18 protein-coding genes are annotated in these 19,384 nt (G+C 63.4%); 11 read left to right on the top strand and 7 right to left on the bottom strand.

Annotated elements, in window-relative coordinates; translation table 11 throughout:
- Nucleotides 1-2 precede the first annotated feature (2 nt).
- Together OKA05_RS22030 and OKA05_RS22025 are read right to left on the bottom strand one after the other, a co-directional pair.
- Complete coding sequence (locus OKA05_RS22030) at nt 3-284, bottom strand: type II toxin-antitoxin system RelE/ParE family toxin (RefSeq protein WP_264489360.1); 282 nt, start codon at nt 282-284, stop codon at nt 3-5.
- Nucleotides 285-341: 57 nt separating this feature from the next.
- Complete coding sequence (locus tag OKA05_RS22025; protein ID WP_264489359.1) at nt 342-881, bottom strand: hypothetical protein; 540 nt, start codon at nt 879-881, stop codon at nt 342-344.
- 88 nt (nt 882-969) lie between these two features.
- On the opposite strand from OKA05_RS22025, the gene OKA05_RS22020 reads away from it, so the two are divergent.
- From OKA05_RS22020 to OKA05_RS22010, 3 genes are all read left to right on the top strand, one after another.
- The gene (locus OKA05_RS22020; protein WP_264489358.1) at nt 970-1,626 is read left to right on the top strand and encodes an esterase/lipase family protein; all 657 of its coding nucleotides are present in this window, start codon (nt 970-972) and stop codon (nt 1,624-1,626) included.
- 555 nt (nt 1,627-2,181) lie between these two features.
- A complete protein-coding gene (locus OKA05_RS22015; RefSeq protein ID WP_264489357.1) occupies nt 2,182-2,910 on the top strand; it encodes an ATP-binding cassette domain-containing protein in 729 nt (242 codons plus the stop codon).
- Nucleotides 2,907-4,586 carry a hypothetical protein gene (locus OKA05_RS22010; protein ID WP_264489356.1) on the top strand — a complete coding sequence of 560 codons (1,680 nt, stop codon included), beginning with the start codon at nt 2,907-2,909 and terminating at the stop codon, nt 4,584-4,586. Before OKA05_RS22015 ends, OKA05_RS22010 begins: the two co-directional genes overlap by 4 nt.
- Here OKA05_RS22010 and OKA05_RS22005 read toward each other — a convergent pair.
- The 4 genes from OKA05_RS22005 to OKA05_RS21990 all read right to left on the bottom strand — a co-directional run bounded on the left by OKA05_RS22005 (nt 4,583) and on the right by OKA05_RS21990 (nt 8,199).
- On the bottom strand, nt 4,583-5,815 hold the full coding sequence (locus OKA05_RS22005) for a glucuronyl esterase domain-containing protein (RefSeq protein WP_264489355.1): 1,233 nt from the start codon (nt 5,813-5,815) through the stop codon (nt 4,583-4,585). The genes OKA05_RS22010 and OKA05_RS22005 overlap by 4 nt on opposite strands.
- A gap of 41 nt (nt 5,816-5,856) precedes the next feature.
- The gene (locus OKA05_RS22000; protein WP_264489354.1) at nt 5,857-6,546 is read right to left on the bottom strand and encodes a DUF459 domain-containing protein; all 690 of its coding nucleotides are present in this window, start codon (nt 6,544-6,546) and stop codon (nt 5,857-5,859) included.
- Between the two features lie 75 nt (nt 6,547-6,621).
- Nucleotides 6,622-7,662: a 16S rRNA (cytosine(1402)-N(4))-methyltransferase RsmH gene (rsmH, locus tag OKA05_RS21995; RefSeq protein ID WP_264489353.1), complete on the bottom strand. Its 1,041-nt coding sequence runs from the start codon at nt 7,660-7,662 to the stop codon at nt 6,622-6,624.
- Between the two features lie 66 nt (nt 7,663-7,728).
- The gene (locus OKA05_RS21990; RefSeq protein ID WP_264489352.1) at nt 7,729-8,199 is read right to left on the bottom strand and encodes a hypothetical protein; all 471 of its coding nucleotides are present in this window, start codon (nt 8,197-8,199) and stop codon (nt 7,729-7,731) included.
- A 408-nt stretch (nt 8,200-8,607) separates the two neighbouring features.
- Here OKA05_RS21990 and OKA05_RS21985 point away from each other — a divergent pair, with 408 nt between their 5' ends.
- Entirely contained in the window at nt 8,608-9,807 is a 1,200-nt protein-coding gene (locus tag OKA05_RS21985; protein ID WP_439331383.1) for a KamA family radical SAM protein, read from the top strand.
- Nucleotides 9,808-9,813: 6 nt separating this feature from the next.
- Here OKA05_RS21985 and OKA05_RS21980 read toward each other — a convergent pair whose 3' ends face one another.
- A complete protein-coding gene (locus tag OKA05_RS21980; protein ID WP_264489350.1) occupies nt 9,814-11,484 on the bottom strand; it encodes an alkaline phosphatase D family protein in 1,671 nt (556 codons plus the stop codon).
- Between the two features lie 180 nt (nt 11,485-11,664).
- Between OKA05_RS21980 and OKA05_RS21975 the strand changes: the two genes are divergently transcribed.
- The 7 genes from OKA05_RS21975 to OKA05_RS21945 all read left to right on the top strand — a co-directional run bounded on the left by OKA05_RS21975 (nt 11,665) and on the right by OKA05_RS21945 (nt 19,371).
- On the top strand, nt 11,665-12,171 hold the full coding sequence (locus OKA05_RS21975; protein WP_264489349.1) for a DUF5069 domain-containing protein: 507 nt from the start codon (nt 11,665-11,667) through the stop codon (nt 12,169-12,171).
- 112 nt (nt 12,172-12,283) lie between these two features.
- The gene (gene yjjJ / locus OKA05_RS21970; protein WP_264489348.1) at nt 12,284-13,666 is read left to right on the top strand and encodes a type II toxin-antitoxin system HipA family toxin YjjJ; all 1,383 of its coding nucleotides are present in this window, start codon (nt 12,284-12,286) and stop codon (nt 13,664-13,666) included.
- A 111-nt stretch (nt 13,667-13,777) separates the two neighbouring features.
- A complete protein-coding gene (locus OKA05_RS21965; RefSeq protein WP_264489347.1) occupies nt 13,778-14,761 on the top strand; it encodes an AAA family ATPase in 984 nt (327 codons plus the stop codon).
- A 133-nt stretch (nt 14,762-14,894) separates the two neighbouring features.
- The gene (locus tag OKA05_RS21960) at nt 14,895-15,788 is read left to right on the top strand and encodes a DUF58 domain-containing protein (protein WP_264489346.1); all 894 of its coding nucleotides are present in this window, start codon (nt 14,895-14,897) and stop codon (nt 15,786-15,788) included.
- A 6-nt stretch (nt 15,789-15,794) separates the two neighbouring features.
- The gene (locus OKA05_RS21955; protein WP_264489345.1) at nt 15,795-16,307 is read left to right on the top strand and encodes a hypothetical protein; all 513 of its coding nucleotides are present in this window, start codon (nt 15,795-15,797) and stop codon (nt 16,305-16,307) included.
- On the top strand, nt 16,304-17,305 hold the full coding sequence (locus tag OKA05_RS21950) for a VWA domain-containing protein (RefSeq protein ID WP_264489344.1): 1,002 nt from the start codon (nt 16,304-16,306) through the stop codon (nt 17,303-17,305). Before OKA05_RS21955 ends, OKA05_RS21950 begins: the two co-directional genes overlap by 4 nt.
- Nucleotides 17,302-19,371, top strand: coding sequence for a VWA domain-containing protein (locus OKA05_RS21945; RefSeq protein WP_264489343.1), 2,070 nt, complete (start codon nt 17,302-17,304; stop codon nt 19,369-19,371). Before OKA05_RS21950 ends, OKA05_RS21945 begins: the two co-directional genes overlap by 4 nt.
- Nucleotides 19,372-19,384 lie beyond the last annotated feature (13 nt).

Below are 19,384 nucleotides of genomic sequence, written 5' to 3'. Positions count from 1 at the left end.
GGCTAGTGGTAGTCGGTGATTGAAACCTCGAGCTTCCGGCCATCCTCCCATCGGAAAATGATCCGCCACTGTTGGTTCACCCGGATGCTCCAGAAGCCCTCCAAGTTGCCGTGAAGGGCCTCCAGCCGGTTACCGGGCGGCACCGAAAGATCCTTGAGACCCCGCGCTTGATTCAGCATCCGGAGCTTGCGCCTCGCCCGCGGCTGGATGTCGCCGGGCAATTTGCGGGAAGGAACTCCGCGATAGATGCTTTCGGTCTCGGAGTCGCCGAAGCTTTCGATCACCGGCGTAAACTAACCCTCGCAGGAATTACGGCAAGCGTAATTCCGGATTCGCACGGCTTACGGGCGGATCCCGGCGATCTCGAGGAACTTTTCGAGTGGCATTGCCACTTGGATTTGCGGCGAGGTCTGGGTGATGTGCACCCCGGACGCATTTGCCGGGATCATGCTGAACTGGAGTTCCAGCTTCGAAATCGAATCCGGGATCTGGGTTTCGATCTCGCCGGTCAGCAGGTTCTGGCTGATTTTCACCGGGAAGCCCTTGCCGTGAAGCACCTTATAGAAGGCAGCCTCGTCGATTTTCGAGGTGTTGGGAGCGACGGGAGGCTTGGGTCCGACGGCCCGGGGAGCTTTCGGAACGCCACCCCGGCCTTGATCGGCTTCGCCGCTGGCCGGGCAGGTGCCGTAGGAGGACAGGTATTTCCCGGAAACCCACAGCGGCGAGGCACCGGCACGGCGGTAGCGCGGCGTATCGGTCAGCGTCCACTTGCACTTTGACTTCTCGAGGTCGGCATAGACCGCCGCTTCGGTCGCTTCGAGGCCGTTGGCCTGGCGGAGTTCGAGGATCTTGGCGAGCGTGTCAGACGGAATCGTTTCCATAGAGTCCGGCGACCGTGGCCGAGGCGACCGACCCGCGCAAGGCCGGTTTCCCGCTTCCGCTCGGACGCCACTCGTGCTTTCTTCCGCCATGCTCCGCAACCTGCTCGCCACCTCGGTCCTCATGGCGACCCTTGCCCACGGCGGGGAAACCGCCCGGATTCCCGCCCAGCGCGTGGTGCTAGTCCACGGGATTTTCCAGAGCGACTGGCGCTGCTTCGGCTTCCTGCGGAACGACTTGGAGAAGCGCGGCATCGAGTGCCTGGTGCCATCGCTCAAGCCCGCCGACGGCCGCGATGGCCTGCCGATGATGGCCGAGCAACTGAAGCAGGAAATCCACGAGCGCTTCGGCGACGAGCGTGTCGTGGTCATCGGCTTTAGCATGGGCGGGCTGATCAGCCGCTACTACCTGCAGGAACTCGGCGGGGCGAAGCGCTGCGACGGATTTTTCACCATCTCCACCCCGCATCACGGCACCAAGATGGCCCACCTGTTCTATGGTGAAGGGGCACGGCAGATGCGCCCCGGCAGCGAATTCCTCACCCGGCTGGCAGCGACCGAGAACCGCCTCGGCACCATGCCTGTGGTTTCCTACCGCACCCCCGCCGACTTGATCATCAGGCCCACCGTCAGCTCCAAATGGGCGCGCGCCGAGAACCTCTGCGTCCCCTGCCCGCTGCATCCCATGATGACCTTTTCGCCGCGGGTCCGCCGCGACATCATGGAACGTCTCGCGCCCCCGCGATGACGTGCCCGCGAAAGCGTAATGGCATTCGGGGGAAAATCGGACATGATGCTCCACGTAAGCAACGCCGATCCCCCCGTCGGCCGAACTTCCACCTCGTCTCCCCCCGGACGAAAAAATCCCCCCGAAAACAGTCCCCCAGGACAACCCGCTGCTTGCCCTTCCCCCCAAAGGCACCCAGCGGGTTCTTCGTTTTCAGGCCAACCGCTTCCGCTCTCGCCCCCGCGATGACGTGCCCCGCGAAGGCGTGATAGCATCCGGGGAAAAATCGGACATGATACTCCACGTAAGCAACGCCGATCCCCCCGCCGGCCAAACTTGCACCCCGTCTCCCCCCGGACGGAAAAATCCCCCCGAAAACAGTCCCCCAGGACAACCCGCTGCTTGCCCTTCCCCCCAAAGGCACCAGCGGGTTCTTCGTTATCACGTCAGGCACCAGGCTCTGGCCCCTCCGTGTGATCAACGCCCTCTCATTGTCGCAAGTTAAGGAACCAAAACGCGATCTCCTTGAGATATGCCCAAGATTGACACCCTGCCGCCCGCCGTGGTCTCTCGCGCATGCCGTTGTTGGAAGCTGCAGGCTTGGGAAAGCGCTATGGATCGAAGCGCGTCCTGTGGGATGTCGATCTGGCCTTCGAGCCCGGCGAGATCGTCGCGGTGCTCGGCGTGAACGGCGCGGGCAAGACGACCCTGCTCGGTTGTCTGGCCGGAATGCTCGGCTGGGACCGCGGCGAAGTGAGAATGGACGGCGAGAAGCTCAACCGCGACCGGCTAGACCAGCGGCAGCGAATGATGTTCCTCCCCGGGGAGGGCTTTCATTTCGGCGGCGCGGACACGATCCGCAACGCGGCGATCTTTTCCGAACTGTGGCGGGGGATTGACGCCAAACCGCCCCTCGACATCGAGGAATGGCTGGAGCGGCTTGGCTTGTTAGAGGTCGCCTTCTCTTCGGTGGAAACGCTTTCTCGCGGGCAGCGCTACAAGGCGGTGCTTCTCGCCCTGCACTGCGCCGATCCAGATATCTGGCTGATCGACGAGCCCTTCGCCGCCGGCATGGACGCACGCGGCATGGAAGCATTCCGCCAGTTGGTGCGGGCCGCCGCGACGAGAAAGCGCTGCATCGTCTACACCACCCAGTTTCCGGAACTCGCCGTGCGCTTCGCCGACCGGATCGTGGTGGTCGGCGGCGGAGGTATCCACCTCAATGAGCCCACCCGCGGCCGTGACCTCGAGGAATTGATCCGTCAACTTGGCCGCGAGCTCGGCATTCAAGACGAGCACTCATGACCCACCGGCCATCATGGGAAAAGCCGCTGCGCCAGAAGTTGCGCCAGTGGCGGAAGCGCCGGTTCACGCCGCGCTGGATTATGGATCAGGGCGGAACCATCTTCGTGCTTTTCTGCCTCCAAGTGGTGCTGGCTCGTGGCGGGGAAAACGTCCTTGGCAGCGGTGGCGGAGGCACCGGCATCGGTGCCGTCAGCGGATTGGTCGGAGCCTTGCTCGCGATGTCGCTGCGGTCCCGCTGGCAATCCCATGGGTGGCTGCTGGAGTGGACCCCGGCCACTGCGGCCACCATCCGCAGGATCCGGACCCGGGAGCATCTGCCCGCAATGGTCGTGACAGTTCTGGTCACGTTGCTCCTTTCGTGCCTCGCGGCGGGTCTTAGTAGCCAATCCACCGTGGCGGCCGCGCTGGGTGCAGCAGCCCTCTCGATGGGCAGCGGTTTCGCGCTGAATGGCGGGCGGATCTCGACGACTCTCCTTTATATCGGCATCGTTGTGGTCTTCTTCTACGCCATGTTAGGCGGCTGGCTTGGGTTTGGAGAAAGCGAGTTCTCCCTGCGCATGGCCAAGGTCACCGGCCTGGTCTGGCTGCCGGTCTTGCCATGGTCATTTGCCACCCACGGGACGCCCACTCCGGCGCTTCACCTGGGCATTCTCGCCGTTGTCCTGGTGATCTCCCTCCGCGAATGGAGCGGCGCATGGAGACATCGGGAAGAGATCGCGGAGAGCGGGGAAATCGTAGCTCCCGCGGATCTAACAGCGCCAGAGGCCCACGATGAGGTCTCGTCCGTAGATCAAATTCCCGAAGCCGCGGACGAAGACCAGCGTCGGGACATCCGCCAGCACGTCGCCTTCGCATGGTTCGGCATGGAGGGATTCTTGCCCGGCGGTCCCATGCCACGATTCGAGCGTCTGCTTTGGCGCTGGTTCACCCCGCGGCAACGTTTCCTTTCGTGCCTGGGCAGCCAGCAAGCCATGACATGGTTCCCGCGCACACGGTGGACCATTGGGACGCTGGTCCTGATGGTGTTACTGGCCTTGCTCACCCCGTGGATGGACGACCAATTCGGAATCGATGAGCACTTCGTGTGGCTACTCGTCGGCTTCCTCGCACTCGCCGCGGTCGCGATCCTCACCGGTTGGCCCGGCCGGGATTCCTACTTCCAGTCGTGGCTGGAGTTGATGCACACGCCGGATCTCGGGGTGTTCCCGGCCTTTGCCGTCCTGCCGGTGACCGCAAGCGAATGGATCCGCGCAGTCACCAAGGAATGGATCATCCGGAGCGTGTGGATTTCGTCCCTGTGGTCGGTGGCGATCGTCCTGGGACGAAAGGGCCTCGCGCCAGACGTTACCCCTTCCTGGCTACTGGCGTTCATCGCGGTGCCGTGGCTGATCCTTGCGGCGTGGTTTCCCCTGTCGGTGATGCACCGGCTGGTTTACGCGGTGTCCGGGCGGGCATTCGCGAGCAACGGCATCACCCGCGTGCTGCCCGCGCTCGTTTCCGGCGTGATGGGGCTGGTCGCGGGAGCAACCGTCTTCATCGGCATTGGTGCCGGCAATCTCCTGCTGACGTCGGTGGCGCTCGCCAGCGGGGGGATGCTCGGTGCCTTCAGCCTCTGGCAGACCTTGCGACGCTGCCGCGGCATGCGGCTGGATCTCAAACCGAAGCCAGTCGCCTAGCGCGGCTTCAAGTGCTTGTCCCCGAACAGCAAATACTGCTGCCAATCGAAGGGCAACACGTCATGCTTGCCGGGCCGCACATGGTAGCCGATGCCGCCCTGCACCGAAACACCGACCGCTGGCCACGTGTCCGCCGGCAGTCCCTCCGCTCCTAACAGACGGAACACCGGCTCGGCCGCCTTTGCCGCGGCGAACTCTCCCTCGGCATCGGCATAGGTGTCCTCCTGCGCGCTGCCGACATACACCGGACGAGGCGCGACCAGCGAAATGACCAGGTGTTGGTCGAAGGGCAGCTCCTTGTCCTTGCCAGCATACTTCTTGAAGCTCCGCGCATACCAGTGGGGAAACACCGTGGTCAGGCGCTCGATGCTTTCCCCCACCCCGCGATGGAACAGCTTGGCTCCTCCCGCCCCGGACTCGTTGCTCAATACCATCGCGAAGCGCTCATCGCTGGCACCGGCCCACAGCGCGGCCTTCCCCAGGCGCGAAAAGCCAAAGACCGCGACCCGCTTCGAATCGATGAGCGGCTCCTTCTCCAAGGCATCCAGCGCCCGGCTCAGCGACCACGCCCAGGCACCGATCGTGCTGAAGTTGTCATCGCCCTGTTGAAGCTGGGGAAACAGCGGATGCACACCGCTGCCGAAGTACGGCTCATGGTCAGCCGCCACATCCTCGCGATACATCGTGGCCAGCGCATAGCCGCGGGAGATGATTTCCTCGACCGGCCAGTGGTTCGCATTGACCCCGCGAGCCGCGTCGGTGGCCTTGTGATCGCGAACGCCTGTTAGGTCGGCGTATGATGTCCGGCCTTCGATCCAGCTTTCGGTAAGACGAATGCCGGGATCCTTGTGAATCGCATGGTTGCCCCAGAAATTCAGGCCGAGGATGGCCGGGACCGGTGCTTGGACACCACTGGGGACATACACCAGCAGGTCGATCCGCGGCCCCGGCTTCCCCCCGGGGAAGAGAGCGATCTGGATCCGGGTGGCCTTGCCCTCAAGCGCCTTCGTATCGCGATCGAAGACCTCGAAGATCATCTTCTCCGGCCGGCCCGGATTCCGGCCATACATCTCGCGGGTGAAGAGCTCGATGAGTTCCGGACGGCGATGGTCCCGCCACTGGGCAGCGGTGGCGATCTTCGTGCCGTCATTCGCCACCAGAGGATCGGCTAGCTCGCCGGCATGGAGCGCCGTGGCGAAAAACAGCAGGGAGAGGAAGCGGCCTGACATGGGGAAGAGGTCGTGACGTGTCGACGGAACGTCGACACCCCTTATTTGGCCACCGCTTCGGGAGCCTTCTTGCCGGTCAGCTCCTTGTAGGCTGCCTTCGCCATTTCGGCCGCACCTTCGGTGTTGGGATGCACGCGATCGGGCAGGAGCTGCGGCTTGTCTTCGAGCGCCTTGTGCATGTCGATCACCTCAAGCTTCATCTCCTTGGCAAGCTTGTCGATGCGCTTGATCCACTCCTTGTTGTTCTTCTCGTTGATGCCGAAGTTGCCAGGCTCGGACACCGGACACGGACGGCAGACGTAAATGCGCGGCTTGCTTGCGAGCGCTTGGAACGACTTCACCAGCTCAGTGTAGTCCGCTGAGAACTCCGCCTCGTGCTTCCAGTTCTGCGGTTTGGTATCGTTCGTGCCCAGCATGATGATCACCACATCCGGCGAGGAGCCGAGGGCATTCTGATAGGCCTTCTCGTTCCAGTAGGGATAGTCGCCCTTCTTCAGCAGCGTCCGGCCGCTCACGCCGAAATTGCCGACCTTCCACTTGTCGCCCAGCATTTCCTGAAGCTGTGAAGGATAGGACTTCCCCGACGCCGCGCCGGACCCTTGCGTGATGCTGTCACCGATGCAGGAAACCTTGACCGGCTCCTTGTAGTCGGCGGGGTTGATGGGCTTCGGCGCAGCGAATGCGGCGGTGGTGGCGAGAAGGGAAACGACGAAGAAACGGAGCGGCTTCATGGGATGATCGAATTTCTAGCGAATGATACGGCGGGCCGTCGAGCAGCACCGGGTGTTCAACGTGAACCTAGCGCGTCATGTTGCAGCGGACCTGACCGCCCAGCGCAGTTTCGCCGGGATGCTGCGCGGGTTGTTCCGGCGTTCCTCCGGGCCCGCGACGATCACGGTATCGCTCACTTCGGCGTAGGTGCCTTCACGTTCGCCCGCCTGAAAGGCCTTCTTCACCCGCCGGTCCTCGCCGGAGTGGAAGGTCAGGATCACCACCCGCCCCCCGGGCTTGAGCGATTGCGGGAGCTGGCGCAGGAAGGCATCGAGCGAGGAAAATTCCTCATTCACGGCGATGCGGATGGCCTGGAAGACCCGGCGCACCGTCAACTCGGATCGCTCCGGGTCGAGCTTCGCCACCGCCGGCAGCGCCCGGATCACGGCGACCAAGGGTTTCGTCGTGGGAAAATGCCGGCCAGCAAGAGCCGCGGCGATCTCCTCCGCCAGCGGCTCATCGGCATTCTCTAACAAGACCTCCGCCAGCTTCGCTTCCTTCACCTTGGCCAACCACACGGAGGCGGCCATCCCGCGCCCGGGATTCATCCGCATGTCCAGCGGACCATCGACCTTGAAAGTGAAGCCCCGGGTGGGATCGTCGAATTGCATCGAGGAACAACCGAGGTCGGCAAAGATGAAGTCCACGGCATCGAGCGCGAGGCCATCGAGCACCTTGCCGATGCCGGCGTAGTTCGAGCGCACCGCGGTGAAAACCTCCTCGCCAAAGCCAGCAGCGCGCATCCGGGCTTCCGTCTTCGGCTGTTCGATCGGATCGACATCCAGCCCGATCAAGCGGCCACCGGGCGCGATGCGGGCGAGGATCTCCCGGGCATGCCCGCCGTAGCCGAGCGTGCAATCCACGCCGACGTCGCTGGGGCCAAGCCGCAGGCCTTCAAGGCACTCTTCCACCATGATCGGCACGTGCATCCCGGCCGGCGTCTTCCCGGACTCCAACACTTTGCCCACCGTCTCGGCATAGCGCTCCGGGTTGAGTTCCTTGTACTTGTCCTCGAAGCGCCGCGGGTTCTTGCCCAAGTAGCGCTTGCGTCGCGGTGGCCGCGGCGTGTCGTCCATGGCATGAGGCTAGCGGCTTGCCACGCCGCGCCAAGGAGAGGTTCGTTGCGACGGCACGATTGCCAGCTAGGGTTCGTCCCCCGAGGGCTCGCTCCCAAGGTGCTCCAACAGCGGATTGGAACCGCCACCTACGGCTTCTTTCCGCGGAGGCGGCGAAGGAGCGGGAAGCGGCCCCATCTTGAGCTGGCTCAGATCCGCTTTGAAGGGTCCATCCGCCGCAGCGGCGGGATAGTCGACTTTGCCGTAAAGGCGGAGCGCCTCGGCACCCGCTTCCTGGGCAACGGCCATGAATTCCTTCATCCACTCGGAAACCTCCGCCTCGCGGGTCTTGATCGAGATCAGGGTCAGCATGTCTTCACCGGTCGGCTCCGCCCCGCGCAATCCATCGGCAATCATCTGTCGGTACTTCACCTGTTCCGATTCCGACGGGGGAGCCAGCGCGCGGAAGGTGGCCGCGGAGTCGCGGAAACCCTGCAGGACCTCTTCCAACGCTGGAGCGCCACGATCATAGCTCGCCTCATCGCGGATCGTGGACACGACTTCACGGAACCGGCTCGGAGCCGAAAGGAACTCGCGAACCGCGGCGCTGTGATCGTCACGCGCTTCGGCCGAAGCCTCGGGAGCTCCCTTCTTCTCGCCACAGGACGAAAGCCCCAGGACACCCGCTGCCAGCAAGCCACCTGACGATATGAGCCATTGGAGGACCCGCCATTTCACTCTCCCATAGTCGGGAAACCCCGGCTCGGCTGTCAAGGTGACGCTCCGGCCGCGGCCATGGGCTTAGTCATCGCGAGCCCCGCTTGGACGAAAGCGACCCTCTTCGTCACCCGCCGGACCAAGGATTCTGCGAGAATTCCGGAATAATTTACCACTCCAATTCCCGTGTCACCGGCTAAAGCTGTCGTTTGACAGCTAACGGATGCCCCCTATTTTCGCGGAACCCCGATGGGCTATACCTCCGACCTTGACCCCGCCTTCCGCTCGCATGCACCAGGATACTGGCCAGCGGAAGCGATGACCGACTGGCACGAAGCCGCCTGGCAGCTGAAGAACCGCGTTTCTTCGCTGTCCGCCCTCGAAAGCCGCTTGAAGCTCACCGACGAGGAGCGCGCTGGCGTGCTTCTGGCTGGCAACAAGCTGGCGATGTCGATCACGCCGCACTTTTTCAACCTGATCGATCCGAACGATCCCAATTGCCCGATCCGCCGCCAGGTGATCCCGCGGCTGGAGGAAGCCTGGGACGCTCCGGAAGAAATGGCTGACCCCTGCGGCGAGGACTCGCACATGCCCGTGCCGGGCCTCGTCCACCGCTACCCGGACCGCGTGCTCTTCCTCGTCACCGACCGCTGCGCGTCCTACTGCCGCTACTGCACCCGTTCGCGGGTCGTCTCGGGTGTCGGCGAGCAGCATCTCGAAACCCAGTGGGAAGCGGCCTTCAAATACCTTGAAGAACACACGGAAGTCCGCGACGTGCTACTTTCCGGGGGCGATCCGCTGCTCTTTTCGGATTCGAAGCTGGAGAAAATCCTCAGCCGCATCCGCGCCATCCCGCACATCCAGTTCCTGCGGATCGGCTCGCGGATCCCGATTTTCCTGCCCCAGCGTATCACGCCCGCGCTGTGCGAGATGCTGAAGAAGTATCACCCGCTGTTCATTTCGGTGCACACCAATCACCCGCGCGAACTGACGCTTGAGGTAAAGGAGGCGCTCGGCCGCCTGGCCGACGCCGGCATCCCGCTCGGCAACCAGAGCGTCCTGCTGAAAGGCGTGAACGACTCGGTGGAAATCCAGAAGGCACTGGTCCACAAGCTCCTGATGTGCCGGGTGCGGCCCTACTACCTCTACCAGTGCGACCTGATCCGCGGGTCCTCGCACCTGCGGACCTCAGTGTCGAAGGGCCTCGAAATCATCGAGGGCCTGCGCGGCCACACCACCGGCTACGCCATCCCACAGTTCGTGATCGATGGCCCCGGCGGCGGCGGCAAGATCCCGCTGAATCCGAACTACGTGGTGCACCAGGACCGCGACAAGACCGTGCTGCGGAACTACGAGGGAGAAATCTTCGAGTATCCCGAACCGACCGTGATCCCGTCCCTCGAAATCGAGCGGTTGCGGGATCAGGCCGGCGTCTCATGCGGGATGTAGCGTCGCTCAAGGTGCGGGAATATCCTGCACCGGCTTGGCCGGCGCAGGTGAGGTAGCGGGAACCAACAGCGTGCTGCCGGCATCCACGGTGAATCCAGCACCCCAGCTCTCTGTCGTTACCGGGACCAGCACGTCCGCTAGGAAGTAATAGTCCGCTTGGACTGCAGACGGGCTGACCGAAAGCACCACATAGCCGTGCTGGTCCAAGTCGGCATACTTCATGTGGGGATTGTAATTGAAGCCTCCGAAAGGGGAATTGATGACCTCCTCAAGCTGACCAGTGAAGAACTCCCCCAGTTCCTCATCGAAATTCGCCGCGGACAGGCTTGGCGTGACGAACTCCACCGCGACCGCCCCCGCCCCAGTGGCGGGGTCATAAAAAGGATTCCCTAACACCGGATCCGCGACTTCGAAGGCGAAGCTGCAATGAATGTCACCCGTCAGGATCACCACGTTGTCGAGATCCTGATCAGCGATGTAGTTCACCAGCTCGCGGCGCTCCGCCGGATACCCGTCCCAGATGTCGAGGAACTGGCTTTCGAGAAAATCCGACGTCACCAACGGATCGAGAGGCGCGGTGAAGCCGATGTTGAACTCGGAGAAGACCACCTGATTGCCAATGACCTTCCATGTGGCAGCGGAATCCGACATCTCCGTTTTCAACCAATCCTTCTGCGGCCGGCCTAGCATCGTGCGGCTGGGCGCATAGAGCAGCGGTTCATTAACGTCCTCGATCTGGGGGTCACGTCCCTCGATGCGGGTGTCGATGAGGATGAGATCCATCAGCGGACCGTAATTCAGGGTCCGATAGATACTGGTGCCCTGCTCGCGGATGGGCATCCATTCGAGAAAGGCGCGAATGGCCGCGGCTTCCCGCCGTTTCCAGCTTCCTTCCTTGCGAAGGTTGTGGTTCTCCGCACCGCCGCGCCACGCGTTGTTGGCGAACTCGTGGTCATCCCAGATGGCGATAAACGGATGCTGCTGGTGGGCCCGCCGGAGATTCGGGTCGAGCCGGTAGTTTGCGTAGCGGGTGCGGTAGTGCTTGAGCGTGACGGTCTCGTTGCGGGGAAACAGCACTCGCTCGTCGCGAATCTCCTCGGAGCTGTAGGAGTCGTTGTCCGGATATTCGTAGAGGTAGTCACCGACGCAGATGACAGCGTCGAGATCGGTGCGGCGGGAGATCTGCTCGTAGCCTGAAAAGTAGCCCCATTCGTAGTTCGCGCAGGAAACGACGGCGAACTTCAGCTGGTCCACGGCTACGTCTGGCGCGGTCTTCGCCTTTCCCGTGATCGACTCGCGACCCAGCGCCTCGAATCCGTAGTAGTACGTCTGCCCGGCGGCGAGGCCGCGAACGTCCACTTTCACGGTGAAATCGCTCGCGGCCAGGGCGAACTGGTTGCCTTGCGCCACCACTTGGGTCAGCAACGGATCGCTGGCGACGATCCATTTCACCGGCACCTTTCGGTGAAAGTTCAGGTTTCCAGTCGGCTTGGGCGTGACCCGGGTCCAGATGATAAAGCCATCGTTCACCGGGTCTCCCGAGGCAACCCCATGGTAAAAAGGCGCAAGGGCCGGCTCGTAGAGATCTTGGATGCGGAACGGATGCTGAGCGGAGGCAAGACCGCTCGAGGCGAGAACGAGGGCCGCGATCATGCGGCGGAACATTTGGGGTTTCATGGTGATCGTTTCCCTAGCCATCAACATGCCATGGATTAGCGGTGGCTTGCTCCCCCGGTGGTTGTCGGGAAAGCCTTCGCGAACCCCATTAGCGGCGAATTGCCACCTGAGCGAAATGCCACTGAATCGTGCAGTGTGCCGCCCTTGCGTTCTCGCAAGGATGCGCCAATTTGGCGGCACATGACTTGGAACGACCGTTTTCTCGACCTCTTTGACCGCTGCGTGAAGTTCTACCAGTCCGGCGACAAGGACTTCACCGGCTACTACGATGCAAGCGACTCCGCACTGTTCGCGGAAATCGGCTACAAGCCGCGCGAGTTCTTCGATTTCGTGGAGGACTTTTGCGAGGAAGGCGCCCCTTCCCCCTCGACCGCCCTACTGGTGGCGGCGGCCCGGCGCGACTATTTCGAGGTGGTCATGAAGGGCAAACTAGGCGAGAAAGAACTGACGCGAGATGACATCCCAACCTTTGGCGACGAGTTGGATGGCGTGGTGTATCTGCCCCGGATCCTCGCCAAGGCGAAGGCAAAGCTACGCGGCGAGCTGGATCCCGACCTGATGTATGGCTGCGGCGGCGACCGGGCCTTCCTCGAGCGGAATGGCGACCACCACATGTCCGACTTCCTCCGCCAAGTGTGGGCGGCAGATGGCGATGACAGCAAGGTGCTGGCTTGGATTCGCTCCTGATTGACTGAAGATTTCGCTGCGAAACCAATCAGCAAATACGAGATAAATTATTCACAATCAGACATAACAAAGCTTCCCATTTGCCGATTTTTCGCTGCATAACCCGTGGCGCATGGCTCGCCCCCCACGATTGCCCGCGAAAGACCTGTTTTCACGCCTCCAGACCACCGGCCCGGTCTCAGCCGCCGAGTTGGCGGCCGATTTCCGGGTAGATCGGTCCACCATCACCCGGACCCTCGGCGACTTCGGGAGCCACGTGGCGAGCTTCGGCGCCACCCGCCGGACTCGCTATGCGCTCCGCCGGAAAGTGAGGGAAACGGACACCACTTTTCCACTCTATCAAATCGACGCGGCGGGCCGCGCCGAGCGACGCGGGACGGTTGAGGCCTATCACGGGGCGTGGCGAATCCAGTGGGAAGACACCCCGCCGGCATGGATCGGACACTTCTCCGACTCTGAGGGATTATCGGACGGACTACCGGGTTTCGTGCGCGAATTGACCCCGCGGGGATTTCTCGGTGGGGCGTTGGCGACGCGGCTGGCGAGTGGCCTCCAGATGTCAGCGGACCCCGGTCGCTGGAGCGACGATGACCTGGTGGTTTTTCTCCACGCCGCCGGTGAGGAAGGACCGGGCGACTGGATCCTCGGGGACGCCTGCCTGCGCCGGGCGCTGGCCTTGCAGATGCAGCCCACCCCAGAATCGACGCTGGCGCCGCACCAGGCCATGACCCGCTATCCGGAATTGGCGGCGCGCACGATGACGGAGCCGATGCCCGGCGGCTGGCTCGGCGGTGAGCAGCCGAAATTTCTGGCGACCTTGGAGGAATCCGGCGTCGAGCGGCGGCAGGTGCTGGTGAAATTTTCCCCGCCAGTCAGCCAAGGGACCGGCCGGCGCTGGGCAGACCTGCTGGCCATGGAGTGGCACGCGCTGGAACTGCTCGCGGAGGCGGGACTCGCGGAGAAAGCGCAGCGCCTGATCGATGCCGGCGGCCGGAGATTCCTTGAATTGTCTCGCTTCGACCGCACGACGAACGGCGGCCGCCGGGGAACCATCTCGCTGGCGACCTTGCACGGAGGACATTCCGGAGATTGGGCGACGCGGGTCGCGGATTTAGAGCGCTACGGCCTATGTGAGTCCCCCGCCACAGAGCGGGTGCGCCGCCTGCAGGCCTTCGGCGAGCTGATCGGCAACACCGACATGCACGCGGGCAATCTGGCCTTCCGGATGACCGACTCCCTCCCCTTCGTGCTGGCACCCGCTTATGACATGCTGCCGATGCTTTGGGCCCCGGGGCCGCAGGGCGAACTGATGGATCGAGCTTTCGCCCCGCAGCCGCCGGTGCCGGCCGCGGCGGAGGCATGGCGGGAGATGCTTTTGCTGGCGCGGGAGTTCTGGAGCCGGGTGATCGCCGACCAACGGGTTTCGCGAGAATTCGCGGCCACGGCGCGGATGGCCGGCGAAGTGCTGACACGCTTGCACGAGAGGTTCGGTTGAAGGCGGTGTTTTTAGACACGCCAGCACCCCCGGGTCGCTTAGCCCGTTGTCAGCGTGGATTCGCGCTGGCCGTGCCGCCCGCGGGCACCCATCCTTTTTGAAAGCCGAACAATGACGACTGAAGAACTGCAGGACCGGATCGCCGCCACCAGTGGCTGGATTACCGCCGTAAAAGAGGAAATGGGCCGCGTGCTGGTCGGCCAGGACCGGCTGGTGGACCGGTTGGTCGTCGGGCTGATATGCAATGGCCACATTTTGTTAGAAGGCGTCCCCGGCCTGGCGAAAACCCTGGCGGTGAAGGCGCTCTCTGGGTCGCTCGATGCGAGTTTCGCCCGCTTCCAGTTCACCCCGGACCTGTTGCCGGCCGACTTGCTCGGCACCATGGTCTATAACCCGCAGGAGGCGAAGTTCTCGCCGAAGCTGGGGCCGATTTTCAATAACCTGATCCTCGCCGACGAAATCAACCGCGCCCCGGCCAAGGTCCAGTCCGCCTTGCTTGAGGCGATGCAGGAAAAGCAGGTCACCCTCGCGGACACGACTTACAAGCTGCCCGAGCCATTCCTGGTGCTGGCAACGCAGAACCCGATCGACCAGGAGGGCACCTATCAGCTTCCGGAAGCCCAGCTCGACCGCTTCCTGCTCAAGGTGAGCGTCGGCTATCCGACCAAGGACGAGGAACTCCAGGTTCTCGACCGCATGGCGACCTCCGCCCCGCCCTACCAGACTCGCACCGTGGCCAGCCCGGCACAGGTCGCCGAGTCCCGCTCGCACGTGAACCAGATCTACATCGATCCCGCGGTGCGCGAATACATCGTCGATGTGATCCGCGCGACCCGCTTCCCGGCCAAGATTGACGGCGGGCTGAAGCATCTGATCCGCGCTGGCGCCTCGCCGCGTGGCACGATCAATCTCGCCCTGACCGCCCGCGCCCGCGCCTTCAGCGCCGGCCGCGCCTACGTGACGCCCCAAGACGTGAAAGACATGGCCCACGACGTCCTGCGCCACCGCATCCTGCTCAGCTACGAGGCGGAAGCCGAGGAAGTGACCACGGACCAAATCCTCGATCGCGTCCTCGCGAAGGTGCCGGTGCCCTGAAGACGCAAGACTTCAAGACCCAAGACGCAAGACTTGAAATCATAATGCGGCGCGCGAACGACAGAACCAGCACGGCCAACTGGACGCCCTCCAGCCTTGTGTCGTGCGTCTTCCAGTCCTGCGTCTCTTTCCCATGACCCACGACGAGCACATCGAGGAAGTGATGAGCCGGGTCCGCAAGCTCGAGCTCAAGGCCCGGCGACTGGTGAGGGAGACCTTTGCCGGCGAATACCAATCGTCCTTCCGCGGCCAAGGCCTCGATTTCGATGACTTCCGCGAGTACGCGCACGGCGATGAGATCCGCTTCATCGACTGGAATGTCACCGCGCGGATGGGCACGCCCTACATCCGGAAGTTCCGCGAAGAGCGAGAGCTGGCGGTGATCCTGGCAGTGGATGTCTCGGGTTCCGCCGAGTTTGGCAGCGTTCACTTTTCAAAGCGCGAGGCAGCGGCGGAAGCGGCGGCGATCCTCGGCTTCAGCGCCGTGGGCAATGGCGACAAGGTCGGCCTTCTGCTATTCGCGCACGAGCCGATCCTGTTCGTCCCCCCGGCGAAAGGAACCCGCCACGTGCTGCGGATCGTGCGCGAGATCCTGATGGCGGAGCCCGACAAGCCGGGCACCTCGATCCAATCCGCCTGCGATTTCCTGATCCGCACCCTGCGGCGGAAAGCCTTCGTGTTCATGATCTCGGACTTCTTCGATGATCCGATCGACAAGCCGCTCGGCAAGGTGGCGCGCAAGCACGAGACGATCGCCCTGCAGGTGAATGACCCGCTGGAAATGACCCTGCCGAAAGCCGGCCGGGTCGTATTCACCGATCCCGAAACCGGCTGGGAGGCGCTGGTCAATACCAACAACGCCAACCTGCGCATGGGCTACGAAAAGCTGATGCGCCGCCAGATGGAAGGCATCCGCGCGATCTGCAAGAAGAACGGCATCGACCACGCGCAGATCTCGACCGACCGCGAACGGCTCGGCGATCTTCACCGGCTCTTGAAAAAACGCGCAAGCAAGCGCGCCCGCTGATCTACCATGGCCAAGGAAACTGACGACGCGCTGGTGCTCCGGGATCTGGTCCCGGCAGACCCGCTGTTGCCCGATCCCGGCCTGCCGCCATGGGCATGGGTGCTCATCGGCCTGGCCATCGCCGGCGTGGTGGGCTTCGCATTTTACCTGCGCCGCACCAGAACGACGGAAACCGACCCGCGGCACCTGCGGGAGGAGGCCTACGCACTGGCGCAGCATGATCTGGATGCCGTGCCCGAGGGTGGAATGCAGGTGGCCGCGACCAAGGTGTCGCTAGTCCTGCGCCGCTATCTGGCTACCGTTTGTGGGGATCCGGCGTTGTTCGAGACCCACGAGGAGTTCATTTCCCGCCACGCCGCGCTATCCAGCTACCCTGAGGAGTTGCGCAATGTCACGGCGGAAGGATTTTCCCATCTCGCCCGATTGAAGTATGGTCGCGACGCAAATGGCGATCCGGTGGCGCTTTTCGGAGCGGCCCGCCAATTGCTCGACCGACTCCACCAGTACCAGCCAGCATGACGGAATTCCTCGAACATTTCCGCTTCGCCCAGTCGCAGTGGCTGCTGCTGCTGATCCCCTGCCTGCTGCTATTCATCCTGCGGCGCGGCCGCGGGGCGGAGGCGGCCCTGACCTTTTCCACACTGTCGGTGCTGGTCAGTCTCGGGGCGAAGGTCCGCCGCACCGCATTCTCCTTCGGCATGCCCTTGGCCATCCTCGCACTGATACCGGCGATCCTCGCGATGGCCCGCCCGGTGTGGCGCAACGAGTATCAGAGCAAAACCGCCAGCGGCATCGACATCGTGATCGCCTTCGACGTGTCGCTGTCGATGAGCATCGATGACTTCTACACGCCCGACGGCCGGCCCTTGCAGCGGCTGGATGCGGCGAAAGCGGTGGTTCACAAGTTCATCGAAGGCCGCAAGGACGACCGCATTGGCATGGTGATCTTCTCCGGCCGTCCCTACTCGGTCAGCCCCATCACCCTCGATCACGATTGGCTGCTCCAGAGCTTCCGGCAGGTGGACCTGAACATCCTCAAGGAAATGGGCACCGCCATCGGCTCGGCGATCGCGGCCGCATCGACGCGGTTGGAATCGCGGGATGCCAAGAGCAAGATCATCGTCCTGCTGACCGACGGAGCCTCGAATTCCGGCAAGATCTCCCCCATCGAGGCCGCGGAGAATGCCAAGAAGCTCGGCATCAAGATTTACACCATCGCCATCGGCACCGAGGAGGGCCGGGTCGAACGCCACATTCAGCGCTTCGCCCGCCAGGAGTTCGACCTGCCGACCCTGAAGAAGATCGCCACCTTGACCAAGGGCGAGCACTACTGGGCCCAGAATGTCGCGGAATTGGAAGGCACCTTCAAAAGCATCGACGAGCTTGAGAAGTCCGAAACGGTGTCCCGCACGGTCATCGAAGACACCGAACTGTTTCCGTGGTTCATTGGGGCTGCGGTGATTGCCTCCCTGTCCGCCGCCTTCGTGTTGGCCCTCAATCCGCCTCCCGCGCCATGACGCTCGCCCAACCCGCCTGGCTCCTGTTGCTGCTACTGATCCCGCTGTTCGCGATCGGAGCGGTGCTGACCGCGCGCCTGCGTCGCAAGCAGTGGGCCGCCTTTGCCGCACCGCGCCTGCGCCCGAAGCTGCTGCGCCGGTCGAGCCCGCTGCCGCGCTGGCTCGCGTTCTCCTTCTTGCTGACGGCAGTGGTGCTGCTGGCGCTCGGCCTGGCGCGGCCGCAGACCAGCAAGGGTCTCGAAACCGAAACCACCAAGGGCCGCAACGTCCTGCTCGCGCTCGACCTTTCCCGAAGCATGCTGGTGAATGACCTCAAGCCAGACCGGCTGACCCAGGCAAAGACCCTCTGCTATGACCTGATGGATGCCTTGCCGGGAGATCGCATCGGCGTGATCGCCTTCGCCGGGGAACCCTACCTGGTCGCCCCACTCACCCCGGATCATTCGGCGGCGCGAGAAACCATCGACCAGCTCGACACCGGCTACATCCCGGTGGGCGGCACGAATCTCGAAGGCACCCTCGAAATGGCGATCAAGACGCTGAAGGAGACCGGCCAGAAGGAGAACGCGTTGATCATCATGACCGACGGCGATGAAACCACCGGGCGGATGATGCGGCTGGCGGCAGAGGCGAAGCGCTCCGGCATCTACGTTTTCACCATCGGCATGGGCACCGAACTCGGCGACTTCGTCCCGGACAAGGACTTCCCCGACGGCCGCCACCGCGATCGTGCGGGCAATCCGGTGCGCAGCGCCTTGAATGCCGAGCCGCTGAAGCGGATGGCCTTGGAAACAGGCGGACGCTTTGCCGCCGCCACCTCCGCCACCAGCATCCCGGAGATGGTGAAGCTGGCGATTTCCGACATGGAGCAATTCGAGATCGCCGGCCGCGAACGGTTCGTGCCCATCGAGTACTTCCAGTGGTTCGTGCTGCCGGGCATCCTGATGCTGATGGCCTCGGTCATCGCGGGCACCCGCTGGCGGGGACTCGGCCCGGCCAGTGCGACCGCCACCGCGGCGCTGGTGCTTCTGTTCCCGCAGCCTGCCAAGGCCGGGGTGGAGGACGACGCCCGCCGCGCGCTCGCAGAAGGCCGGCATGAGGAAGCGGTGACCTATTTCAAGGGCCTCGCCATGGCCGAGAAGGATCCGGAACGGATCGCCCGCTACCGTCTGGCAGAGGGAAATGCCGCTTATCTCCAGGGCGAGCTTGAGTCCGCCCGCAGTGCGTTCAGTGCCGCGTTGAAGTCCGATGATCCGAAGGTCCGCGCCGCCGCCCATCATGGCATGGGCAGCGTCCTCTTTGGCGGCGGCTGGAAACGGCTATCGCGGGACGCCGCCTATCCGAACGTGAACCCCAAGGAAGATGAGGAGAAGCCGGACGCCTTCGGGCGCATCGCGGACTCCATCCTCGGCTTGTCGAAGGACGAGAAGAAGCCGGAAGCCGGCAAGCCGGTGGATCCCATGGAGACCTTCGACACGATGGTCCGCGAGAACCTCTCCGAATGGATGCAAAGCGAGGCCCCCGAAAATGGCGAAAGCGCCGGCTTCGATAAATTCAACTCCGTGATCAGCGACTGGATCGATGGCGTGAAGCACTTCGACTCCGCGTTGCGCTACGATTCGTCGCTCGAAAATGCGCGCCACAATCGCACGCTGACCGTGAAGTATCTCAAGAAGCTGCGCGAGATCCTCGAAGAGGTCGAGGAGAACGCCCAGCAGCTCCAGCCGATGCCCTCTCCCGGCGAGGGGGAAGGCCAAGGCGACCAGCCTCAGCCTGAAGGCGAAGGAGGCGAAGGCGACCAGGAAGGCGAAGGCAAGGGCGATCAGGAGCGCGAAGGCGAGGGCGGCGACAAGAGCGACAAGAAGAACAAAGGCGAAGGCGGCGACCGCCCCAAAGACGGCAAGGGTGACAAGGAAGGCGACAAGAAGAACGGCGGCAGCAAGCCCAAGGAAGGCGAGACCCCGGAGGACGCCGCCCGCCGCATCTTGCGTGAGAATGCTGATTTCGAGAAGGGCGCGCTCAATCCGGGCCGCTTGGAGTACCGTCAGCCCGAAAAGGACTGGTAACCTGAATTTTCCG

The organism is Luteolibacter arcticus (genome assembly GCF_025950235.1).
Classification (GTDB): domain Bacteria; phylum Verrucomicrobiota; class Verrucomicrobiia; order Verrucomicrobiales; family Akkermansiaceae; genus Haloferula; species Haloferula arctica.
Note: the sequence above shows the minus strand (reverse complement) of the source record. Positions and strands in the feature narration are given on the sequence as shown.